Below are 23,823 nucleotides of genomic sequence, written 5' to 3'. Positions count from 1 at the left end.
TTCCTTTCTTACCTCCTTGGATGTGTAAAAAGAGTTTTTCGTCAACTTAACTTGATTTTTTGCCAAGATAAGCTTCTACGATCCTTGAATCTTCTAATAAACTTTTAGCCTCACCATTGATAATTACTTTCCCAGTTTCCATCACGAAACCATAATCGGCGACTTTTAGAGCTTGTTTTGCATTTTGTTCTACCAGAAGAACTGTCGTTCCATTTTCTTTTATTTCTCGAATCATTTTAAAGATATCAGCTACAATTAATGGTGCTAATCCCATAGAAGGTTCATCTAGTAATAATAATTTGGGCTTGGAAAGTAAAGCTCTAGCTATAGCGAGCATTTGTTGTTGTCCGCCTGAAAGTGTACCTCCAAGTTGTTCTTTTCGTTCTTTTAAAATAGGAAATTGGGACATTACTTCTTCAATATCTTTTTTTATCTCTTTATCATTTCGATGGTAGGCACCCATTTCTAGATTTTCCATAACGGTCATACTGGATAATATTGCTCTACCTTCAGGTACAAGAGCAATTCCTTTTCTTAGAAGTTGATCGGGTCTAAGTCCAGTAATATTTTCTCCTAAGAATTCAACTGTTCCATGCTTTGGTTTCAATAATCCAGAGATAGTTTTCATCGTCGTCGTTTTTCCTGCACCGTTTGCACCAAGAAGAGTTACGACCTGACCTTGTTCCACTTCAAGGCTTACGCTTTTAAGAGCCTGGATTTTCCCATAAAAAGTTTCAATGCCCGTTACTTTAAGCAATTTCATCGTCCTCCTCTGCACCGAGGTATGCCTCAATCACTTCTTGGTTGTTCTGGATTTCTGCTGGTGTTCCTTCTGCAAGTTTCTTCCCAAAATTCAAAACGGTTATTCTATCACACAGTTTCATAACAAAGGGCATATCGTGTTCGATTAATAGCACGGTGACGCCTCTTTTTTGTACTTTTTTTATTAAATCAAATAGGCTTTCTGTTTCGGTTTCATTCATTCCAGCTGCCGGCTCATCTAACAGTAAGAGCTTAGGGTTACTAGCCAAAGCTCTAGCGATTTCAAGTCTTCTTTGTTGTCCGTATGCTAAATTTTCAGCGATAGAGTCTTGAAACTTAGATAAACCTACTAGTTCTAATAGTTCTAATGCAGCTTCAAGTGAATTAGTTTCCTCTTTACGTTGCGATTTAGTTCTCAAAACACTGTTTATCACACCTGATTTACTGCGGCAATGCCCTCCAACTAAAACATTTTCTAGTACCGACATTTGCGAAAAAAGTCGGATATTCTGGAATGTACGACAAATTCCTTTATCGGTAATTTTATGTGGTTTAAGGCCTGATATTTTTTCGCCAAGAAATCTGATCTCTCCAGAAGTAGGGGGGAACATGTTCGTAATCACATTAAATAAGGTCGTTTTTCCAGCACCATTGGGTCCGATTAAACCGAATATTTCACCCTCATTAATCTGGAAGGATACATCCGTTAAAGCGGAAATCCCGCCAAAGTTCTTAGTTATATTTTTTAGTTCCAATACCAAGGCTGCCCCCCCTTTTTAACTTTAATTTCTTTTTGAACCACTTTAGAAGAGACACATCTATAATTCCTTGAGGACGGAATGCCATCATGGCAATAAGGATTACACCATATATCATATAACGGTAATCACTTATAAATCGTAAAGCCTCAGGTAAGATGGTCATAAATGTTGCTCCGAATATCGCCCCCCAGATTAATTCACTACCACCAAAGATGGAGAAGATAAGGATATCTATTGCGCGGTGATAGGCAAAGTCAGCAGGACTGATATAGGCCATTACATGGGCATACAAGGCACCAGCAAAGCCAGCCAAAATGGCTCCTTGCGTAAAGGACAGAACTTTATAATAGGTAATATTTATACCCATGGACTCTGCAGCTTTTTCATCCATTTTAATGGCTGCAAAAGCTCTTCCAACACGCGATTTATTTTGTCTAATAAAGAACCATACGAGTAAAATATTCACTAATAATAAGATCAACACGACTAGTAAATAAATAAATTGATTGTTCTTTAACCCGAGCATGTCAGGATCGAATCCTGTAAGCTTAAAGGTCTTAAATAGTTCTCTTCCTAGATGTGGAATACCAGATAGACCTATGGAGCCCTGTGTAATAGATTCCCAATTTACAAAGATTACCCGGATAACTTCACCAAAACCTAAGGTAGCAATGGCCAAATAGACTCCAGATAGTCTAAGTGCAGGAATACCAATTAGAATCCCAAATACACCTGCCACAACTGCACCTAAGATGATGCCTAGGAAAATCGGAAGATCAAAGTTAATTGTTAATAAGGCGGAAGTATAAGCTCCGATACCCATAAAACCAGCATTTCCTAAAGATAGTTGACCAGAGGAAAGAGTAATGTAAATACTTATTCCTAGAATTATATTAATAAGAATAAAAGAGATTATTTGTAAATGATATGGATTTATAATATCTCCTAACATCCCATCATCACCTTCCTGCCTCAGCGGTATTCTTACCAAAAATCCCCTGTGGTCGTAAGAGAAGAATGAATATGATTGTTATAAAGGCAATCGCATCACGATATCCGGAGTCACCGTAAGCAACAATCATCGTTTCAGCAAGACCAAGAAGTAATCCTCCTGCCATTGCTCCTTTGACATTCCCCATTCCACCTAAAATAATAATTGCTAAACCCTTTAGTCCCATTGATAATCCCATTTGGGGGTTAACAGAGTTAAATGCCATTCCTACTAAAATACCAGCTATCCCGCCAAGTGCAGAAGCAAGAATTACTGTTGTTGTTATCGTTCGTTTTGTATTCACACCAAGCAGACTTGCCGTTTCTAAATTTTCTGCTGTAGCACGAAGAGCTTTCCCTGCTTTCGTTTTGGAAAGCCAATAGGAGAGTACAACCATTAATGTAATTGATATGACAAATATTAAAATTTGAACAAGATAAATGGTTATGGAACCAACTTGAAATTGAATCTGCGCAAATGAATGGCGGAAGGGATGGTTACCAGCGCCAAATATATGATGAGAGAGATTCTCCAATAAAATAGAAACTCCGATCGTACTTATTAAAGGAGCAAGATGTGAAACACCCTGTTTACCGCGGAGAGGGCGTAATGCAATACGCTCAAGCATATAACCTAAAATAACTGTGACTCCAATTGCAGCAATGAACGCGATCCACAATGGCAGCCCTAACACACTTGTTATTAGTACCCCGATAAAAGCCCCAATCATAAAAATCTCACCATGTGCCATATTAATAATGCCAAGTACACCAAATACAAGCGTAAAACCTAGGGCAACAATGGCATAAATGCTTCCAAGTGTTATTCCATTGATTATTTGTTCTAATAGCAAGAAATCTCACCCTTTCAAATTAGGTAAGGGCAAGTTACCCTTACCTGTATTTGTACAAAATGGCTAAGTGCAAACCTACTTACTCAAATTGTTGGAATGCCCCATCCTTAATAATGAGTACTGTTGGTTCCATGATCACATCGCCATCTTCATCAAATGAAAATTTCCCAAGTATACCGTCTAAATCCTTTATCTCAGCAAGTGCATCTCGAAGTGCGTCTCTATCAGCTACTCCAGCGTTCTTCAAGCCCTCAGCCATAATATAAAGTGCATCATACGCTTGTGCAGCAAATTGATCTGGTTTATGACCATACTCAGTTTCATACTTTTTAACAAAATCTTGCACTTTCGGATCATCCTTTTCACCAAACCAAGGAGTTGCAACTATTAAGCCCTCTGATGCTTCTCCAGCTATTTCTATAACTTGTGGAGAGTTAAAACCATTTCCTCCCACAAAAGGTAAATCAATTCCCATTTTTCTTGCTTGATCCATAATAACCGCACCTTCATTGTAAAGAGCTGAAGCTAAGATCAAATCTGGTTGAAGATCCTTTATTTTTGTTAGTTGTGCATTATAATCGGATTGGCCTTTCTGGAAAGTTTCAATTGTTAAAATTTCTAGGCCCATATTTTCTGCTTCTGCTTTCATCGTGTCAAATCCCGACTGTGTAAACAAATCGTCATTTCCGTATAGAATTGCAACCTTTTTTGCTCCATATTTATTCACTGCTTTTTCTAAAGCAGCGGGTATTGCTAGAGACTCAGGTATCGAATTTCTAAAAACATACTCACCGATCTGTGGAATACCTGCAGCAGTTGTAGAAGTCCCCATAATAGGAATTCCGTTTATGTCTGCTTCTGGTCCAACAACATTCATTTCAGTACTTAAAGTTGGTCCAAGTAAAGCTACAATATCATCTGAACTCATTAGTTTTTGAGCAACAGTCAATGCTTGGTCTTGTTTTCCAGCAGAATCTTCAATAATAAGCTCTATCTTCACATCGCCTTTTTCATTAATCTCATCTAGGGCTAAGTTAAATCCATTTGTAATGGCTTCCCCGTATGCTGCCCCAGGGCCGGTCATATAGGATATAACGCCTATTTTTGCTGAGACAGGACCTCCAGATTTTTCACTTGTAGCATTCGTTTCATCCTCACTACATGCAGCTAACATAACTACCATTAGAACTGAGATTAATAGATATACTTTTTTAAAACTATTTCTCATCTCTCTACCCCCTATAGATTCTTTACCGTACAGTTCTATTAAATCCAATAAATTCTGTAAAGTAAAGTTATTATTTAGAATTATTTAAATTTTCTATACAAAAATAGATAGTGTTAGATTAAAAGCTTCCTGTTTCAAAGAAGACGATCATTTGTTTCTGACACAGGAACGCGATTTTAATGAGGGAAATTCTAGTTTTATCTAATAGTGATTGCTCAAAAAAGCTATTAGTCTAACACGCCTGTTGTTTAGGAATTACCTTTTAATGATGAGAGGAATTTCCAGTTATATGTCGAATTATTAATTTATAGTAGGCTAGTAAATTGTCTTTAATCTAATTTTGATTCAAGGGGTGGGGGAATTGGCTAAAATCTTTGATTCGATTTATGTGAATAATGGTCAAAAAATTGTTCTCGAATTAAAAGACATTACTCCAAAAGGATATACAGAAAATTATAGAAGGAAATTATTTTGCTCTACAGAGGGGTGCAATGCAAAGTTATCGTTTGTCGCAAAGTCTGGCAATAGAAGTTATCTAAGAACTTGGAGGTATAGCTTACATTCCAAGCATTGCCTGCATTTTTTTGATAAAGAAGAAGGGGAAATCAGCGGTAAGAGGTCTAATGTACAAATTGGTGTGGTTTATGGTGACCAAATGAATAGATCACAAAAAGAAGCATTTGAATTGGAAGTGTTGAGTGAAGAGGAAAGAGTAAAACGATTAGAAGATAAAAGTAGACAAAGAAATAATAGAAATAAGCGATTAAGGAAAAGAAGCACATCAGAACAACTCACTATGCATATGATTCTTGATCCTAGTATGTTAACGGAGGACTCTCCAAAATTAAAAGCGAGATTGTACAAAAGAGATGTGGACACATTAAAGAAAAATGACTTGGGTCAAGCTAGAACGTTGATAGGTAGAATACAGAGTGTAGATTATTCAGAGCAAAATACAATTGTAAGGATTTTTAAAAACAATACGTATATCAATGTGAAATTTGAAAAAGCATTTTTTGCTTCAGCTCCAACATACTTTAATTTATTTCCATATATTCAGCGCTTTTCGGAAGAGAATGATTCTGTCATTTTCTGTGCTACTGGTGAAGTTAGAAAAAACATGGAAAATAATGAATTTGAATTAATCGTATTTAATAAAGAAGGATTATTAATTCACGGAATGACCTTACCCTCATTAGTTGCTTCTTATTGGACACAGCAACTTTCGTTTTAAGATACCTTCATCATTAATATGGATAATACTCAAGAACTCTTCATCGAGAAATCGATGAAGAATTTGGAGTATCTGTAAGAGTAATAGCTTATGTAGATGTAGGTACTCCTTATAACCTTGGTTAAGGAGTTACTCACACCATCCATTAGATTTATGACTATGCGTTAAAAAAAACATAAATTTTTTAATACAGGGTGGCGTAGAATGTCGAACCCGAAAGTTTAGATGATTTACTTGGAGATTTTCATTCTAAGAAGGAGTAAGTAATAGGAAGAAATAGAATTAAATGATGAACCCCCTGAATGAGTGACACTTGTATCAGGGGTTTCTTTGAGTGCCGCTCAGAAGGATTAATCCTAGCGAATAGCCAATAACTTTGTCCTCATCGCATCATAAGTAAGAGGCACCAACTTAAACTTAACGGGGGCAAGATGAGTTTAATCGATGAAATTATACATTCGGAACAGGATGGAGTTTTTGGTAAGAGTGAGGAGGATAATCGGGAGATATTGATGATTGAGTGAGTAGATAAAAACGTAGTAAGCATAGGTTTCAATCTTGCAAGCTGCCGAAATTACAATTTCGGCAGCCCTTTCTGTTTAAATTGACTCATTTTTCTAGGTCAGTGCATACCTCTAGAATAGAGTCTTCTCTTTGTTATATATGCCTGTTCTGTTTTTTATTTGAATCAATTGTATTTTCATCTAGATCATTATCATCGGGGTCTTACTTTTTAAAAGTGCTTATATTTAAAAATCTTATAAGATAATTTTAGCACTCCATTTTTATATTGGTTTTGAACCTCCAATTTGATATACTATATACGGAACGTATGTTCCTTGTGGTTGGGTAGACCATTTACAATGAATCTCTTTTCCTTTAATATAAACATATGAATAAGCTTATGCTTATGTTTATGGAGGGTTAAATATATGGACTGTTTAGAAATTGCAATGAAAGAAACTAAATACTTGCAATCTGATGAAGAATTCTTGGTGAAGGACCTATTTAAAGGATATGAATGGAATCGTCTAGCAATAGGTGAACGCCGTTTATTAGGTTCTTTATTTTTAAACGAAGTTAAAAACGGTCGTTTAAAAGAGGGGATAAAAGTGACTAAAAAAAGCAGTGCAAATCAACAAATTTATACAAAAATTTAATTAACAGAGAAATATATGCGGAGTTGAAATTTATGAATAAGAAAAAACCGACCGTAATCGATATGTTTTGTGGATGCGGTGGACTATCAAGAGGATTTATGGATGCTGGATATGAAGTTTTATTAGGTATTGATAATAATAAAGACGCACTAGTTAGTTTTAAAGCAAACCATAATGGTGCTGTCGCAATGAATGGAAACTTATTTGAAGGTTCAACTATATTAGAAATGGCCAGTCTAACAAATAATAGTCAAGTCGATTTGATTATAGGTGGACCACCGTGTCAAGGATTTTCATTGACTGGGAAACGTGAGGAAGACGATGAACGAAATACTTTATTTAAGTCAATGGTTAATGCTGTAGCATTCTTCCAGCCTAAGGCCTTCGTTTTAGAAAATGTTCCTGGCTTAACTACCTTATATAAAGGGAAGGCTCGAGAAGCCATCATAAAAGAATTCACTGATTTAGGATATACAGTCAATGATCAAATTTTATATGCGCCAGACTACGGAGTACCACAAATCAGAAAGCGTCTTTTCTTTGTTGGACTTCTACATGGAGAGACATTTAAATTCCCGGAACCAATTTTAACGCCTGATAAATACGTAACATGTGGCGATGCAATAAGTGATTTGCACGATTTCACCGATGACAATTTGGGGTCTGAAGTAAGTTCTTACAAATCAGCTCCACAAAGTAAGTATCAAAAGTTAATGCGTAAAAAATCAACTGAATTATTTAACCATGTCGGAACAAAACATACCGAACTTGTAATCGATGTTATTTCCCAAGTTCCAGAAGGTGGGAACCATAAAGATTTACCACCTGGTGTAGGAAATAGTCGAAAGTTTAACGAGGCATGGACTAGGTATCATCGTAATAAACCATCTAAAACAATTGATACTGGTCATCGTAATCACTTCCATTATCAATTCAATAGAGTACCATCTGTTAGAGAAAATGCTCGATTACAATCTTTCCCAGACGATTTCAGATTCTATGGAAACAAAACGCAACAATATAGACAAGTTGGGAATGCTGTTCCTCCACTTTTAGGATTTGCCTTGGGGAAACAATTAAAAAAATATATTACTGATGAGGATAAATAATATGGCAACTTATAATTTTATCGATGCTTTTGCAGGTTGCGGAGGTTTATCTGAAGGTTTTAAGGCAACTAATCAATATAAAACATTAGCTGCTATTGAATGGGAAAAGCCACAAGTGTTAAACCTTATCAATCGCTTAAAAACAAGATGGGATTACCCAAATGCGGATGAAATTGTTATGCGATTTGATATTCAGCGTTCAGAGGAGCTATTAAACGGATGGTCCGATGATGGAGATTACGGATCACATCCGGGGCTGAACAGTCTAATTAATAATAAAGAGGTTGATGTCATAATAGGTGGTCCTCCATGTCAAGCATACTCCGTGGCAGGCAGAATCAGAGATGAAAATGGTATGCGTGAGGATTATCGAAACTATCTATTCGAAAGTTACTTAAAAATCATCGGCGCATACCGACCGAAAGTATTCGTATTTGAAAATGTTCCTGGCATGTTAAGTGCTACTCCAGGTGGGGTGCCTGTTACAACTTTAATAAGGGACGCTATTAATGATCTAGGCTATACAATCATTGATGATTTACGAACTCATGCACAAATAAATCTTGCAGAATATGGTGTTCCTCAATTACGAAAACGTGTAATTTTAATAGGTCTTCGAAATGATTTATATGAAAATCCTCAAGAAACGCTATTAGACTTTTACTCTAATATTTTGCCACAGTATAAAGAGAACACTCGAACGGTTCGTGATACATTATTTGACCTTCCGAGGTTGTTTCCATTAGATACAATTCAAAAAATAGGTGGAAAAAAGTTATCACACTCTTATAGTGAAGATCAAGCAATTAAAAATCATATGCCAAGATTCCACAGTGCAAGGGATATTGATATATTCCGCTTACTAGCCGAAGACATTGAGGCAGGTAGAAACGAATACACATCGACAGAGGCATTAAGAAATTTGTATACACGACTTACTGGTAAAAACTCAAATGTTCACAAATATCATGTATTACGTTGGGATAAACCAAGTAATACCATACCAGCTCATTTATATAAAGATGGTCTACGTCATATTCATCCAGATCCTGAACAGGCTCGCTCTATTACAGTGCGTGAAGCTGCCAAATTACAAACTTTTCCTGACGATTATGAATTTATATCTAGTGCAGGAGACAATTATAAAATGATAGGTAATGCTGTACCTCCAAAGTTTGCTGAAAAGCTAGCTCTGGCACTCCTAGAAATTTTGTAATAAAATTAGAAATGGATTTATTATATCTGTACTTTTTAAGGAAAAGATTACAATATGATTGAAAAGATGTACTAACTATTTTATTTAACTACGGAAGTGTTATCTTGCATTTTAAATAACAATAGCCTAGAGAATTTTTATTCCCTAGGCTATTTTATAATTTCACAAAATTATATTTTAGAGTCTCCCTGAAGTTAAAAACAAACCATAGACATAGTTACGGTGATATTTAAGACTAGACTTATCTGGCATGAAAAATTCATTTTCGGGTATTTTAATTTTAGAACCATCTAATGAAGTTAAATACTCATTTTCTACTTTCTCATGCACCATTATCGTATAATCATCAGATAAGGTAAAGAATCCTTTATCGAAAGCCCAATGAATATCTCTGCTAAGGGGTATTCCGTTATTAGGTAAATATGTCCCACCATGACTTTTGGGTTTAATATGTGCTGTTTCCAAATTATTGAATTGGCCGTATTTTATAACATTACCAGTAATAGCACAAACCCCGCCATAACCTGTCATTACAAAATCTCTAAAAGAAGTCGCATTAAATAAGTTTTCTATATTATTAGGAGATTCTTCAACTTTTTTAGCCACTGTTTCATCTACAATAGGATTAAAAGTTCCATGTTGTAAGAAACGACTAATTTTGTCATCAACAATTTTGAGTTCTCCGTCGTAAGTTGCATGATCTCCACGTATACTTGACTTTTCAATAATATCATTACAAAAATCATATAAGCCGTCTGTATTTTTAAGTAATTCTAAAAAGTAAACAATCTGAGTTTCGTCCTCAATTTTAATTTCTTCTTTTTTAAAAACAACTATATCGGTACTAGTAAATAAGAAAGTATTATTTTCCAATTCATTATTTAAATAGATTCTATATTCATTACGTGAACCACCAAACAAGTGGTCATTATGATAAATATAATTACAATAAATTTTTACAGGTTCATTTAAATATAAGGGAATTATCGGTAGTAAGGATGAATCATTTTTAACAGTTTCAGATAATGGAGGGAAAAATGAAAGTACATTTATATTTTTAGAGATATAAATATATCTCCCTCTAGAAGGAGTGGGTCTTGCTGCCGTGACACTTCCCAATTCTTGATGACCAAGTTTTTTTAAATAATAAGTCATATATTGACACCTCGAAAAATCAGAATAATATAATACGATTATTGTTATAATTTTATTATATTCTATTATCAATATACTTCCAAACTTATTTTGACTCATGTAAAGGCAGATCGTTAAGACGAATAGGAGACTAATTAATGGCTAATAAAGAATCATTCGAAAAATGGCTAAATGAACAACCATTAAGTGAGACTACTATAAAGAATTATCTAAGAGGTATTCGCTATGTAGAAGATAAATTTTCTAATATAGGGGGTGAAGAAAACATATTAAATGTATATGGAATAACTGAATTTTCTAAAATAAATGAAATACTCAATAACCCAGAATTTATAGCTTATGATAACTTGGGAAATCGAATGAGTAGTTCAGGTTTGAAAAAATATAAAGAATTTTTAGGAACTGTAAATAAGTATGAAGGGGACGAGGATATTTTGAAAAAAAGCAGTATGATCCAAATTGAAGATGTAGTCCTAATCAAAATTAATAAATCCTACAAAGAAAATATGACCCCAGAAGAGCTGTATCATGCTACAAGTTTTAGCTGGGTAGCCAGTTTTGGAAAGACCGCCACAAGGAATTTAAAATATTATTGTGCAGTTTATCAGAATGAAATTATTGAAGTGTATGATTTCTTAGGTTTTGAAGAAGAATTACCGAGAAGGGAACCAGCCAGATATATTTTACAGGGGAAAGTTGCATCGGATGAGATAAAAAGTAAATTAATCGGTTTAGACATTGGTGATTTACATAAAGGTAGCGGGAATCCTATAAAATATACAAGCCTTAAAATACTATTAGAATTAAAAGAATATAGAGGAGCTTCTAGAGAAGATGAAGAAATGTCTACGGTATTTTTAAATGATATTCAATTAATTAACCATATTTATTTCTTCATCATATCTAAGGGCTTTTCCTACTCTTTAGAAAACATCAAAAACCTATACCTCTCCCTTCGAAGCAAGCCATTCGTAATAATTTCTGGTATCTCTGGAACAGGGAAGACGAAGATTGTGCGATTGTTTGCCGAGAGTATTGGGGCTACGGAGGACAATGGCCAGTTTAAGTTGATTCCGGTTCGTCCTGATTGGAGCGATAGCTCGGAATTGCTTGGATATGCCGATTTAACAGGAAAATTTATCAAAGGTCCACTTACAGAAATGATCGAACGTGCGGCAGCGCAACCAGAGCGACCACATTTTGTTCTTTTAGATGAAATGAACTTAGCGCGCGTTGAGTATTATTTTAGTGATATTTTAAGTGTTATGGAAAGTCGCAATAGACAAGAAGATCAAATTGTATCTTCAGTTCTACTTGAAATACCCAAAGAACAAGAGAAACAAAAAATTTATTTGCCAAATAATTTATACATAATTGGTACTGTGAATATGGATGAAACAACGTATCCTTTCAGTAAAAAAGTGTTAGACCGTGCAAATACAATTGAGTTTAATGAAATTGATTTAAACAACTTTAGTTTCCTAGAAAATAGCGAACAGGTTGAATCAAGTGCTATAGCAAATGAACACTTAGAAGCTTCTTTTATACAAATTAGTGATGTCTATTTTGAGCACAAGGATTTAGTTGAAAAAATTTCAACTCAACTAAGTAGCATTAATCAATATTTATCATTAATAAAAGCAGAAGTTGGTTACCGAGTCCGCGATGAGATTTGTTTCTACATGGTTCATAATGCGGTAGCGGGATTACTAAGTGAAGATGAAGCGATGGACTTCTGTTATATGCAAAAAATATTGCCACGTATTAGCGGAGGTCAAGCTGCCCGGGATGTATTAATGGGCTTAAGAGAGGTATGGACTGAGCAGTGGGAAGATGGTCTAGTGTCAAAATATCCGAAGAGCATTGCTAAGGTTGATGAGATGTTAGGGAGGCTAAAAGTGGATGGTTTCACTTCCTTCTGGATCTCTTAAAAATGTAGAGTTGCTTTGTATTGAGACGGATGTGTTTACGCTAGTTGTTAAAGGAGACTTAAATCTCGAACGTTACCAAAATAAATTTGTTCCGTATAGTTTGGAAGACAGGATGCAATTTCGTTATGAAGCATTAGGAAAAGTAAACAGTGTGGAAATTTTGGATGCACAGATGGGTGAACTTGTACCGTATACGGGACAAGATTTACCACCTATCTTTTTTGAAAATGGCTACTATCAAGTAATTATAGAACCTGCAAAAGGACGAGAGGTATCTTTCTTTCATGAATATGCTCCTTTTCGGGAAGCGGTAACAAAGACAAGAAGATTAAACTTTTTATCCGGGACATTACATTTTCAAAACGAAGTAGGGTTATCCTCTTTCGAAATACGTGAGGAGGATACTACGTTACTAGATGTGCTTATTGAAGTGTTTCCTACGAAACTTGACTATAAAACGGATTATAAAGACTTATTATTTGAGGTGCAGGAAGAGCTCTATAATTTAGCGTATCAATTTGTGCAACGAACGTATGTCTTAGGTGAAGCGAAATATTACCAGGATCCTTCTCTTGGTGAATTTTATCGTTTGTTTTCAGCGCATATTGAAAATTATGCAAAGGCTATTGACCAAATTGAGCGCATGCCTCATCATCAGCTTACAAAGCAATATATAGAAGTACGCGGAGAACGTTTGCGTAAACAAGATAGCCATGGGTATGCATATTTACGAAAAAATGCACGACAGTTTACGGAAGTGCCTATTGGAAAAGGGATTGATATTGCTGGAAAGAACTTGATGCCGATAAAGGGGTTGCTTACAAAAAAAGAGCAAAGTTTTGATACCCTTGAAAATCGTTATGTAAAATGGACGATGCAGCGAATAACGTCAAGATTGCATGTACTGATTGAGGTAATAGAAAAAACAAGAAAATCAAAGGATAAGACTTTTGTCATTCCATTAGAATTAGTGAGGGACTTAAAAGCTATTGACAATCGAATGCAAAAGCGCTTGAATTCATCATTTTGGCTTAGTATTGGTAAGTTAGATCGCCAAGTGCATAGCCTGGTGTTGCAAATGGCGCCCGGTTACCGTGAAGTGCATCAAATTTATGCTATTTTAGCTCAAAGTATTGTGTTGCAAGCAGAGCTATATAAAATGTCTTTAAAGAGTATTTGGAAGCTGTATGAGTACTGGACATTTTTAAAGCTTGGTAAAATTTTATCTGAAACATGTCATGAGATAAAGCAAAATGTCATCGAATTTGACTCAAATGGTTTATATGTAAATTTAAAGGATGGTCAGCGTGTTGAGCGGACATTCGAGCATAAAATAACGGGTGAAACAATTTCATTAGTTTATCAATATGATACCGGGAAGAGCGTACCAACAGTACAGCAAAAACCTGATTCAATGCTTAGTATTGCGAAGAAAGGTAAGGACTACGAATTTCAATATATATTTGACGCAAAATATAAAATTGATTTTAGTAGTAAACTAGGACCTGCACCAAAGCAAGAAGACATTAACACGATGCATCGTTACAGAGATGCGATTGTTGTGGCGAATAACGGTGCGTATGAGCGAACAGCATTTGGAGCATATGTTTTATTCCCTTGGAAAGACATGCAAGGATTCAAAAAACACCCCTTGTATAAAAGTATAGATTCGGTGAATATCGGCGGTTTGCCATTTTTGCCAAATGCGACTGATCTTGTATCAGAAGTAATATATAATTTATTGAATAAGAATGGGGATGAGTTGCTGAAGGAAGGGATATTGCCAATTGGCGTATTAGAGCCGAAAAGTACTTCTTTAGACAACCTCGCTTTATTCATTAAAACAACTTCATACGACTTTAGTGAACGGAAATTAGAAATAAAGAAGTACGATTTACCGGCAAAATTCTCGCAAGTAACCTGGCTTATCTTGTTTATTGAAGAGGAAGGTCGTATAGAACATGGAAAAGTTGTGGGTCAAAGAGAAACAACCGACAAAATCATATTTGAAGTTGATACATGGGTTACGCTTACAAATATTGATGTGGAAGATGTCCGTGTAGATGGTAACTTTATGACAACAAAAACAAGTTTAGTTGAAGCGAATAGATTACATGATCTATTTGTTCGAAGTGAACTAGAGTATGCTGTATGGCGAGCATTACGTCGAGTTTCACGCGATATCGTTGTGGATTTAGATTCCCAAGTATTATCGGATGACTGTTCAGTAATTGCTTTCCACTTTGCCGGCCATCGTTTCACTTTACAGGACAATATATTGATGGTCGGAGAAGAGAGAATCAGTGAACAAAATATATTTGAAAAACCATATCAAGTAGTACGAGCAGTGCAAAAATTGTTAAGTTAATCTAATTGGAATAGCTTTTATTCAGAAAGTAGTAATGGTAATTAAAATTTCCATTGTGTTAAATTTATTATCAACTCCAATTAATGTTTGAAAGGATATGTGAAACTAATGGTAAATATAGAATCCGAAGCTGAACTTTTACTTCATTTTAAAAGCATGAAGGCAGACGGACCAGTGTCAACAATCAACATACCTAGAGTTGGAACGTTTAAAATTCTATTGGAAGAAATAGATGATACAGATAGGGAAAAGAAGCTCCAAAATGAAAAATCAAACATAATCGACGGAGAAGAGTTTGCAGACTGGTATATGGTGCTGATGATCCTTGAGCGAGACATTTCACCGGCTCCTTTTGAGACATGGTTGAAAGGAACTTGGGCAGTAAAAATAAAAGACCAACATATTTGTGTTAATTGTAACAACAGCTTTCAATTAGATTGGGTCAAAAAGCATTACTATAGTAAAATTCTTTCGACAGTTAAAGAAGTGACAAGAATGGAATATTTTTGGAATTCCAAGTTAATAAAAAAATTAGTGTTTAGTGCCGGGTTCTAGAGGGAATTGTTTTACTTTTTAATTTTTCTTTCTGGTCATAAAAACTATGTGATATCGATCTCAGAGTGTTGTTTATTCAAATTTTTTACATTTTAAGATGTTTTTTCTCTTTTTTTACAAAATTGAAATGTTAAAATGAGATTAGTATTATATATGAAATTATGAAGTATTTATAAATGATAGAAAGAGAGGTACATAATAATGGTCTTAAACACGATAAACATGATAAGCGATTTTTCTTCTCCAAAATATGATGAGCATCGAAAAGTAATCGAAAAATTGCGTAACAAAGGACGCGACTGGGATTTTATTAAATATTACGGCAAGCAGGATGAAGAAGGGCTACAAAATAAACTCGAGCAATTAAAAGAAGATGATATGATTCCCGAAGATTTAAATGCCCCAATCTGGTTAGCAATCGTAAAGTTTTTGCGTGAAGCCACAGAGCGTGAACAATCGATCGAAGAGAAAATTGCTAATAATCGTATTTTAAGTCGTCGTCAGGATAATGATTTGACGATCCCAAGTAGTGCGACGAGTAGTTGGCAATTATATAAGAACAAGTTAATTAGACAAGGTTGGACTGATGAATCGGTAAAAGATGTTGAAAATACAACAATTAGTATTCTTAGAAAGCTCCGAGTTGAGACTGATAATCCGATCAAAGGTTTAACTATTGGTCATGTGCAATCTGGTAAAACAGCAAGCATGGCTGCATTAATGGCAATGGCCGCTGACTGGGAGTTTAATTTCTTCATTGTTTTATCTGGAACAATTGAAAATTTGCGAAAACAAACAGAAGATCGACTTATGAGTGATTTAAAAACGTCCGGAAATCTTTCTTGGGAACGTTTAAGTAAACTTTCGTTAAAGCCGAGCTCTTCTCATAAAGTAAGCAGCCTTGTATTAACCAAAATGTCACGTGAACGTTACTTAAATGTGTGCTTGAAAAATAAAACACGTTTAAATGATTTAATCCATTGGTTAAAAGAAGACGGTAAAAAGCTATCGCAAATGCGTATATTAATCATTGATGATGAATCAGATCAGGGTGGAATTAATACAAATGATGTAAATGATTCGGTTGCGGAGCGTACAGCATTGAATAAAGCTATTGTAGATCTGGTAAATATTCAGGCAAATGATGGTTCTAAACCGTTAAGTATGAATTACATCAGTTACACAGCTACACCTTATGCTAACTTTTTAAATGAGGCTTCAGAAGAGTCACTATATCCACGTGATTTTGTCGCTGTATTAAATCCAGCGAAAGAATATTTTGGTGCTAAACAAATTTTTGGATTAGAAAATAATGAATATTATCGTGGGCTGCCAATGGTACGTGAAATTACAGATGATGACCGTGAATTAGTCAATGATATCCATACTGGAGAGGAATCTTATTTACCATCATCATTTGAAGATGCCCTACATTGGTTTTTATTGGCAACTTCTACGATGCGTTACCGCAAATATAAAAAGCCTATTAGTATGCTTGTACATACCAGTCAAAAGCAAATACATCATCAAGTTTTTGCGGATTTAATCAACGATTATTTTCGTACATCAAAAGTTAAAATTATTGAAGCGTGTCGTGTGCTATATGAAAAAGAGCAGAAGAAATATACAAAAGAAGACTTCGAAATGGAATTTGAAGTGTACCCAAATAAAGATGATGTGAAAGATTACCCTCCATTTGAAAAAATTGAAGAGGAATTAAAACGTTTAATAAGTCATCATCCTTCCCACATCAATGTGTTAGAAGATACTAAAAGGTTGGAATATCATGACGGTCTTCATTTATGTATCGATAACTGTGCAAATAATAAGATCACGGAAGATTTGGAGCATGTCCGCTTAGCATATCCAGATCCCCAATCGCCGAATTATCCAGCACCTGCACCAGCATTTATTGTTATCGGTGGTAGTACGTTATCACGTGGTTTAACGATTGAAGGGTTAGTAAGTACATATTTCCTTCGTACGACTTCACAGGCAGATACATTACTGCAAATGGGGCGTTTCTTTGGTTACCGTAAAGGTTATGAAATGTTGCCACGTATTTGGCTAACAAAGGATACAGAGGCGAAATTTAGATTTATGGCGACCCTTGAAGAGGAGTTACGTGAAGATATTGAAACTTATATTTTAGAGGGTATGGATGCCAACGAATACGGGCCAAAAATTAAAAACTCACCAAGACTAACATGGCTACGTATTACAGCGAAAAATCGTATGCAAAGTGCAGAGGAAATCGATTTAGACTTCTCTGGAACATCAAGTCAAACCATTATATTTGATGATAACGTTGCTATTCAAAGACAAAATATTGAAGTGACGGAGCAATTTTTAAATCGTTTAGGCAATCCAAATGAAACTCGCAATAGCCGAGGTCTTTATTGGGAAAATGTTTCATTTAAACAAATTATGGATGACTTTTTCGGTAAATTCTCGTTTAGTGAGCAGAGTGAGTTCTCGAATATGAAAACGTTTTTTGAATGGTATCAAAAGAAAGAAGTGGAAGCCGGCTATACAAATTGGAATGTCGTATTATCCGGCAGCGGTAAGCTAGATGAGAACGAACAACAATGGATAGTTGGTGATCGCGGTGTAGGACTAGTTTCACGTAGTCGTCGTGGTTCGGCTACTGGTGAAAAAATTAATATTGGTGTGTTACGTACTCCATCGGATTTATACGCAGATATGACGAAAGAGGTGTATGATTCGATTCCAGAAGAATTTAAGTCAACACAAGCTGGAAAGGCAGAGCGTGCACGTATCGAAGATCAATTAGAGGGAATTGATCAAAAACAACCAAAGAAAAGTGTTGTCAATGAAATGCGTAAAGCCGCTGGTCTTGGCCTAACACCGCAACTACTTTTATATCGTATAAACCGAGAATCGAAATTTGAAAAAGAACAAAGTGCAAATACAAAAGAAGCTAGTAGACGTTATGACTTGAATGCTTCAGAAGATCTAATTGGTGTTAGTTTATTTGTACCAGGATATCGTTCGAGTAAAAATTTGGCGACAAAATTGTCGATTCGTATTGAAAATCTAATTGGTGAGTCTGAAACGGAAGAAGGAGAAGAGTAATGCAAATTGAGATTGCGGAGTTTGGGAAAATGTCTCAATCCGGCAATTCATTATTGAAACTTATTCAAAATAACGAATTACCGATCCTAGATTTACTTGTCCGGGAAGCTGTGCAAAATAGTTTGGATGCAGGAATTCGTATAGAAGGGCACGATTCTGTGTATGTGGACATTGGTATAAAAGATGTCAATGTCCAAAACTTTGCTAAACATTTAGAAGGAATTACAGATCGATTAAACGAAAAATTCGGAGCCTCGCCACAAAAGGCGATTTATATTGAGGATTCCAACACAACGGGATTAACGGGTTCATTAGACTTTAAACATTCGCCAAACGGCAATATTTTTAAACTAATTTATGGGATTAGTATGGCACAGGAAACACCCGGTGCTGGCGGATCTTGGGGATTAGGGAAGACTGTCTACTTCCGTGTAGGTATTGGCTTAGTAGTTTACTATTCACGTATTTTAAATGACCAAGATCAGTACGAGCATCGCTTAGCTGTGACATTAGTAGAAAATGAGAAACTACCTCATACGATAATTCCAAAAACTGCTGGGAAAGTCTCGAGTGGAATTGCTTGGTGGGGCCAACGTGTAGCACCAGATAGTAGCGATACAATTCCAATTACAGATGAAGCAACTATCTTTGATATTTTAAAATCCTTCTCTATAGAGCCTTTTGAGGGAGAACGTATAGGAACCAAAATCATTATTCCATTTATCGATGAACAGAAGTTACTTATTAAGCACGAAATCAATCCAGATGAAAACAAACCATGGGAATCGAATGTAGTAGATTATATTCGTGTGGCAATGCAACGTTGGTATGCACCACGCTTAGCAAATAGTAAATATTCATATGGCAAATATTTAGATGGATATGTAAATGGAGAGAGACTGGAAAAGGAAGACTTTTTACCATTATTCCTTGAGCTACAAATGATGTATAACGTGGCTGCACTCGGTAGTAAATCAAATCGTTATTTTGTCAATGATATTCAAATTCGTAATTATTTTGAACATAATAAAGTAAATAATGCAGGGCGAGTAGCATATAAGAAGTTCTCGAAGAAGGAGCTAGATATGCTAGCTCCACTGAATGGTCCAAGTCCGTTTACATGTGTAAATGAAAAAAATCCGCTAGGTGAGCAAAATGCGCCGCTGATGGCTTATACGAGAAGGCCGGGAATGATTGTCAATTATGAAACAGATGGAGAATGGTGTAAAGGACTTGGTGCAACAGAAGAGCACGAATATTTAGTGGCTATTTTTGTGCCGAATTCCAACACCAAATTACTCAATTCAGATAATGATGTTATCGATTTAGAGGCGTATTTACGAAAAAGTGAGATGGCCGATCATACCTCTTGGACAGACATTATTATAAAAAGTAAGCCACTTGATATTGTAGAGAAGATTCGCTCACAAGTTCGTCGTAAGATTAAATCATCCTATGAAAATAAAGAAGATGTGAAAGAAAAGCAAGGCATGAATACACTAGCACGCAATGTTGGAAAAATGCTATTACCACCGTCTGGATTTGGTCGTCGTGCTTCTAGTCGCAACCGAGCTGGTGGTACGAAGCCTTCTACTAATAAAGGAAGTAGCGGAAATAATTTTTCGATTGTATCACAAAAATACCTAGATACTGGTGCTTTAGAAGTTCGTTTTCAATTGAAACTAGCGAGAAATGTCACTAATTTTACAATAGAGTTATTTATTGCTTCTGAAGGTGGGAAAATTTCAGCAACAGATTGGGAATCAGAAAATAGTGTAGGTACACCATTCCCAGTACAAATTACACAGATTTCTTTCCCAGATACGGTTGGTCTATTTGGTCGATCTGCTGCTCAAAAAAGTGATAGCAAAGTATTACATGCTATACGTATTGAGAAAAAAGACAAGCCAGTAGAATGTACAGGCATTTTAGTATTTACTTGTACCGACCCTCATGTACAGGTCGAAATGTTGATGAAGCCAGAAGGAAGTGTAAGCAATGGCTAATAAGGTAAGCATGTATCGACTTTATGATGAGGCTATGGAAGAGTTGTTAAATGTATCGACAGATTTGCAGTTCTTTTATAGTGATGAAGACGGCTCAAAGCAATTCCTCAGTCAAACTGAGGACTATGAGTATAAAACATTATTGAGTAATGCTGATGATAGTTGGGACTATGTAGAAAAAGGATTGGGACTCTTAGGTAATGTCATATTAGGTAGTCCGTCTAGTTTGTTTGGTCCCATGCTATTGGTCAACGCAGATGCAGAGTTAGGGGTTGCATTGCAATGGTCATCAAAGCAATCTTCTCAGCGTGGAATAATTCCGCTTGCAACCATTACAAGTACAACCCCCAACGACATGATTATTCCTATTGATCATTATTTTCAAAAGGATAAATTATTTGGTGAAGTACATATATCGCTTGTTGTTTATCTGAAAAAGGCTAGCCGCAATAGTATGCGAGGCCAAGCGCAATTACCAGGTACAATTTTAGGTAAGTTAGTAGAACAACTTGTCGTTTTAGATGGTTCTGGCTCGACTTTCCCTATTGTCATTGTCAATGAACAAGATAGACCGTTATGGTATGTCGATTTCAATTATTCGGAGCCGTTAGTCGAGCCTTTCGATAAAGAATATATCGCGATTTATTTAAATAAAGCACATGTTGCGTTCCCATCGCTTCAAAAACCGAAAACGAAGCTCGATCGAGCATTGTATGTAGAGTTTTTAGCAGGTGCCATGCAACTTATTTTGCAAAATTTGATGGAATGTCCGGATTGGCAGGATATTCAGGACGGAAGAAACTGCGAAGAAGGGTCTATCGGGCAAGTCATGCATTACTTCAAAACAACACTAAATTGGGATTTTGATACACCAGAAAAACTAGCGATGTCTCTACGTAGAGATTTAGAAACACGATTAAAGACAGGTGAAATTTAATGTGGGAAGATTTAATCTATACAAAAGCACAAGCAAAATTTAAGTTTCAACAAATTGAGGCCGAACCAGAAAACTGTGCACCACGCCAAGTTAAAGTACCTTTTGATCAGCTACGTGAAATCATGATGAATGAAATGAAAACATTTTTAATGGATGAAATGAAGAAAATAAATTCTTATGCATTTGATTTGCATATGGGATTGAAATTGTACCGTGTGCTAAAAGAAGACTACGGTTTTAATGAGAGAATAGCAGCTCAAGATGAAATGTGGCGTTATTTATCATTGGAAGTATTTCCTGATTTAGTATACGAACGTTTTGGATTGAATGATCAGCGTTTTTATAAAGGAACACGTCGCATTTGGTTGAAAAGTATTTGGTGGTATATTCATCTATCTTGGCAAGGAACAGAGGAATCAACATTCGATACACTAAAAGATAATTCGTCAGATGAAATCCTACAGCTACTGGATCGTTCAGGTAGTGGTGGTTATCGGGTAGAACTTACACGTGAAATGATGCGCCAGTATAAAGTACATGCTAGTAGCAAAGTGCCACAATTATTTCGGCGAGTGTTGAAATTAAACACAGCACGGTTAAATATGATTGAGCCTAGTTTAGTAGAAGGTGGCACAGAAAAATATGTAACAGATTTGTATAAGTATTTTTTGAATGAAATTTAGCGAAATTGGAGTCAAGTATATGGAAACAATACAAAAAATTAGAGATGGATTCGCTTATTTTCGAACAATTGAAAAATCTTCTATTACATTAAAAGAGCAGTTTTATTGGATTGTGAAAATTGACGGTATGCAGGGTGTCGCCATTGAAATATCGGCAGATAAACATGTAAATGAGCAATTTGCTAGCATTTCTTATTATACAAAAGAATATATACTTGGCAGTGAAGAGCGGCACTTATTAATGCTCGTATCTAATCATCCAAAGTTATACGATGATTTTGCAATTATTTGTGCTGGGTTTTTAGAAAAGGTACTTGATGCGGAAACGTATCAAGAAATCCTAATGAATCCGATTTCTTGGTGGCATTCAATGAAAGAATTGATAGGCAATGCCAATATTGAAAAAGCAACCTATAGCGTACTAGCTGAAATGCTAAGTTATTACTATTTATTGAAGCAAGAAAAAGAAGCATCTTGGGTAGGACCATTCGGTGGTTCGGTTGATATTGATTGTGACGATGGTTACTATGAAGTGAAATCAACGATAGCACGCTATGGTTCACAAATTACAATTAATAGCCAATACCAGTTACAAGCAAACTATTTACTATTTTATCGTTTTGAGCCTGCTATGTACGGTATTTCTATTAACGACATGATTACAAAACTAGTGGAATTGGATGTAGCAGAAACGGAAATCCAGCGTGCACTTGAAAAACTAAAATATCCAGTAGGCAGTGAAGTTCGTACAAAATCTTATCGTTTACTCGAGGTAAAGAAATACGAAATCGATGAAAGTTTTCCAAAAATCGTACCGGAAAGTTTTATTGATGGACAATTGTCTCAACATATTAGTGGACTGACATATAAATTAGATTTAGATGGATTGAATGGGGAAATTATTGATCTAAAGGAATTCCAAGAGAAATAGTCGATGTTTTTTATTATCGAATTTTAGCTCCTTGATGTTGACGCATCAAGGGGTTTTTTTATTGTACTCAGGTTCTATAAAATCTGATTTCAATTAGAACTGATATTTTAACAAATATAATTAATCAGTATTCTAAGAAAATAGCATCCGTTTTATAGTCTTTTATTTATAGGAAATTAAAACTCAATATTAACAAGTATTGGATGATAGTTAGGGATGATGTATAATGATAAAGCTTATTATTAAGAATATTTAAAATAAAAATAAGCTGATGGATTTAGGCATTGTACAAGTTTCAAATACGGCAATGTTTAGATTGCACGAAGCAAGAACACAAAATGATAGAAGAATGGGATGTAGCGTCATTAGTAGACCGGTATATGATAAAGTCTCTTAAATTGTTTTAGAAATCGGTATCTTTTAAAATCAACACTATTCTAAAATGGAGGTATTTTAATGATTAAAGAAGTATTATAAGCGTTTCATAATGATTCGTCTCAAATTGAAAATCACCGTTTTCGTTCTTGGGAGCATTGCAATACTTTTTTTAGGGATAATCGAAATCAACTAAAAGATGCTATGGTAGCTGACCATGCTTGTTTGCATTTAGCTTTTTATTTGGCAAGTTGGGGTATGTTACGGAACTCTTTTTTATTGCAAAGAGATTATAAAGTTCATCAGAAGTTTTTGCGTAATGTAGTTGTAAAATCAGAGTATGCAGATTTACTGGCTGGACGTGTACTTGTTTCTACGAATGTTAATGATATGGAATTGTTAGAGTCATTTATAGAAGACACTCGTACTGCATATTTACCAGTATTGAGAGAAGTTAAATGGAAATGACCTA

At 35.4% G+C, this 23,823-nt stretch carries 19 protein-coding genes; 13 read left to right on the top strand and 6 right to left on the bottom strand.

What is annotated here, in order from left to right; genetic code table 11:
* Window positions 1–46 precede the first annotated feature (46 nt).
* The 5 genes from OR571_RS09230 to OR571_RS09210 form a co-directional block, all read right to left on the bottom strand.
* A complete protein-coding gene (locus OR571_RS09230) occupies window positions 47–757 on the bottom strand; it encodes an ABC transporter ATP-binding protein (protein WP_282242522.1) in 711 nt (236 codons plus the stop codon).
* Complete coding sequence (locus tag OR571_RS09225; RefSeq protein WP_282242521.1) at window positions 750–1,523, bottom strand: ABC transporter ATP-binding protein; 774 nt, start codon at window positions 1,521–1,523, stop codon at window positions 750–752. The genes OR571_RS09230 and OR571_RS09225 overlap by 8 nt, the downstream gene beginning before the upstream one ends.
* A complete protein-coding gene (locus OR571_RS09220) occupies window positions 1,495–2,475 on the bottom strand; it encodes a branched-chain amino acid ABC transporter permease (protein ID WP_282242520.1) in 981 nt (326 codons plus the stop codon). Before OR571_RS09220 ends, OR571_RS09225 begins: the two co-directional genes overlap by 29 nt.
* 7 nt (window positions 2,476–2,482) lie before the next feature.
* Window positions 2,483–3,367 carry a branched-chain amino acid ABC transporter permease gene (locus tag OR571_RS09215; protein WP_282242519.1) on the bottom strand — a complete coding sequence of 295 codons (885 nt, stop codon included), beginning with the start codon at window positions 3,365–3,367 and terminating at the stop codon, window positions 2,483–2,485.
* Window positions 3,368–3,446: 79 nt separating this feature from the next.
* Complete coding sequence (locus OR571_RS09210; RefSeq protein ID WP_282242518.1) at window positions 3,447–4,595, bottom strand: ABC transporter substrate-binding protein; 1,149 nt, start codon at window positions 4,593–4,595, stop codon at window positions 3,447–3,449.
* A gap of 361 nt (window positions 4,596–4,956) precedes the next feature.
* Between OR571_RS09210 and OR571_RS09205 the strand changes: the two genes are divergently transcribed.
* From OR571_RS09205 to OR571_RS09190, 4 genes are all read left to right on the top strand, one after another.
* Window positions 4,957–5,829 (top strand): hypothetical protein, encoded by an 873-nt coding sequence (locus tag OR571_RS09205; RefSeq protein ID WP_282242517.1) that lies wholly within the window; start codon window positions 4,957–4,959, stop codon window positions 5,827–5,829.
* Window positions 5,830–6,761: 932 nt separating this feature from the next.
* Window positions 6,762–6,989, top strand: coding sequence for a single-stranded DNA-binding protein (locus OR571_RS09200; RefSeq protein ID WP_282242516.1), 228 nt, complete (start codon window positions 6,762–6,764; stop codon window positions 6,987–6,989).
* Window positions 6,990–7,021: 32 nt separating this feature from the next.
* Window positions 7,022–8,098: a DNA cytosine methyltransferase gene (locus OR571_RS09195; RefSeq protein WP_282242515.1), complete on the top strand. Its 1,077-nt coding sequence runs from the start codon at window positions 7,022–7,024 to the stop codon at window positions 8,096–8,098.
* Between the two features lies 1 nt (window position 8,099).
* Window positions 8,100–9,314, top strand: coding sequence for a DNA cytosine methyltransferase (locus tag OR571_RS09190; protein ID WP_282242514.1), 1,215 nt, complete (start codon window positions 8,100–8,102; stop codon window positions 9,312–9,314).
* Window positions 9,315–9,491: 177 nt separating this feature from the next.
* On the opposite strand, the gene OR571_RS09185 is transcribed toward OR571_RS09190, so the two are convergent.
* A complete protein-coding gene (locus OR571_RS09185) occupies window positions 9,492–10,469 on the bottom strand; it encodes an HNH endonuclease (RefSeq protein WP_282242513.1) in 978 nt (325 codons plus the stop codon).
* A 137-nt stretch (window positions 10,470–10,606) separates the two neighbouring features.
* Between OR571_RS09185 and OR571_RS09180 the strand changes: the two genes are divergently transcribed.
* The 9 genes from OR571_RS09180 to OR571_RS09140 all read left to right on the top strand — a co-directional run bounded on the left by OR571_RS09180 (window position 10,607) and on the right by OR571_RS09140 (window position 23,819).
* Window positions 10,607–12,400, top strand: a complete 1,794-nt coding sequence (locus tag OR571_RS09180; protein ID WP_282242512.1) for an McrB family protein — start codon at window positions 10,607–10,609, stop codon at window positions 12,398–12,400.
* On the top strand, window positions 12,372–14,768 hold the full coding sequence (locus OR571_RS09175) for a restriction endonuclease-like protein (protein ID WP_282242511.1): 2,397 nt from the start codon (window positions 12,372–12,374) through the stop codon (window positions 14,766–14,768). Before OR571_RS09180 ends, OR571_RS09175 begins: the two co-directional genes overlap by 29 nt.
* A gap of 108 nt (window positions 14,769–14,876) precedes the next feature.
* Window positions 14,877–15,323 carry a DnaA N-terminal domain-containing protein gene (locus OR571_RS09170; protein ID WP_282242510.1) on the top strand — a complete coding sequence of 149 codons (447 nt, stop codon included), beginning with the start codon at window positions 14,877–14,879 and terminating at the stop codon, window positions 15,321–15,323.
* A 222-nt stretch (window positions 15,324–15,545) separates the two neighbouring features.
* Window positions 15,546–18,419: a Z1 domain-containing protein gene (locus tag OR571_RS09165; protein ID WP_282242509.1), complete on the top strand. Its 2,874-nt coding sequence runs from the start codon at window positions 15,546–15,548 to the stop codon at window positions 18,417–18,419.
* Entirely contained in the window at window positions 18,419–20,425 is a 2,007-nt protein-coding gene (locus OR571_RS09160) for a hypothetical protein (RefSeq protein WP_282242508.1), read from the top strand. Before OR571_RS09165 ends, OR571_RS09160 begins: the two co-directional genes overlap by 1 nt.
* A complete protein-coding gene (locus tag OR571_RS09155; protein WP_282242507.1) occupies window positions 20,418–21,362 on the top strand; it encodes a hypothetical protein in 945 nt (314 codons plus the stop codon). Before OR571_RS09160 ends, OR571_RS09155 begins: the two co-directional genes overlap by 8 nt.
* The gene (locus OR571_RS09150; protein ID WP_282242506.1) at window positions 21,362–22,045 is read left to right on the top strand and encodes a DUF6339 family protein; all 684 of its coding nucleotides are present in this window, start codon (window positions 21,362–21,364) and stop codon (window positions 22,043–22,045) included. The genes OR571_RS09155 and OR571_RS09150 overlap by 1 nt, the downstream gene beginning before the upstream one ends.
* Before the next feature lie 19 nt (window positions 22,046–22,064).
* A complete protein-coding gene (locus OR571_RS09145) occupies window positions 22,065–22,976 on the top strand; it encodes a PD-(D/E)XK motif protein (RefSeq protein WP_282242505.1) in 912 nt (303 codons plus the stop codon).
* 579 nt (window positions 22,977–23,555) lie between these two features.
* Window positions 23,556–23,819, top strand: a complete 264-nt coding sequence (locus OR571_RS09140) for a hypothetical protein (protein ID WP_282242504.1) — start codon at window positions 23,556–23,558, stop codon at window positions 23,817–23,819.
* The last annotated feature ends 4 nt before the right edge of the window (window positions 23,820–23,823 follow it).

This window comes from Psychrobacillus sp. NEAU-3TGS (assembly GCF_029955155.1).
Classification (GTDB): Bacteria; Bacillota; Bacilli; order Bacillales_A; family Planococcaceae; genus Psychrobacillus.
The sequence above is the reverse complement of the archived record's forward strand: the minus strand, read 5'-3'. Positions and strand labels throughout refer to the sequence as shown.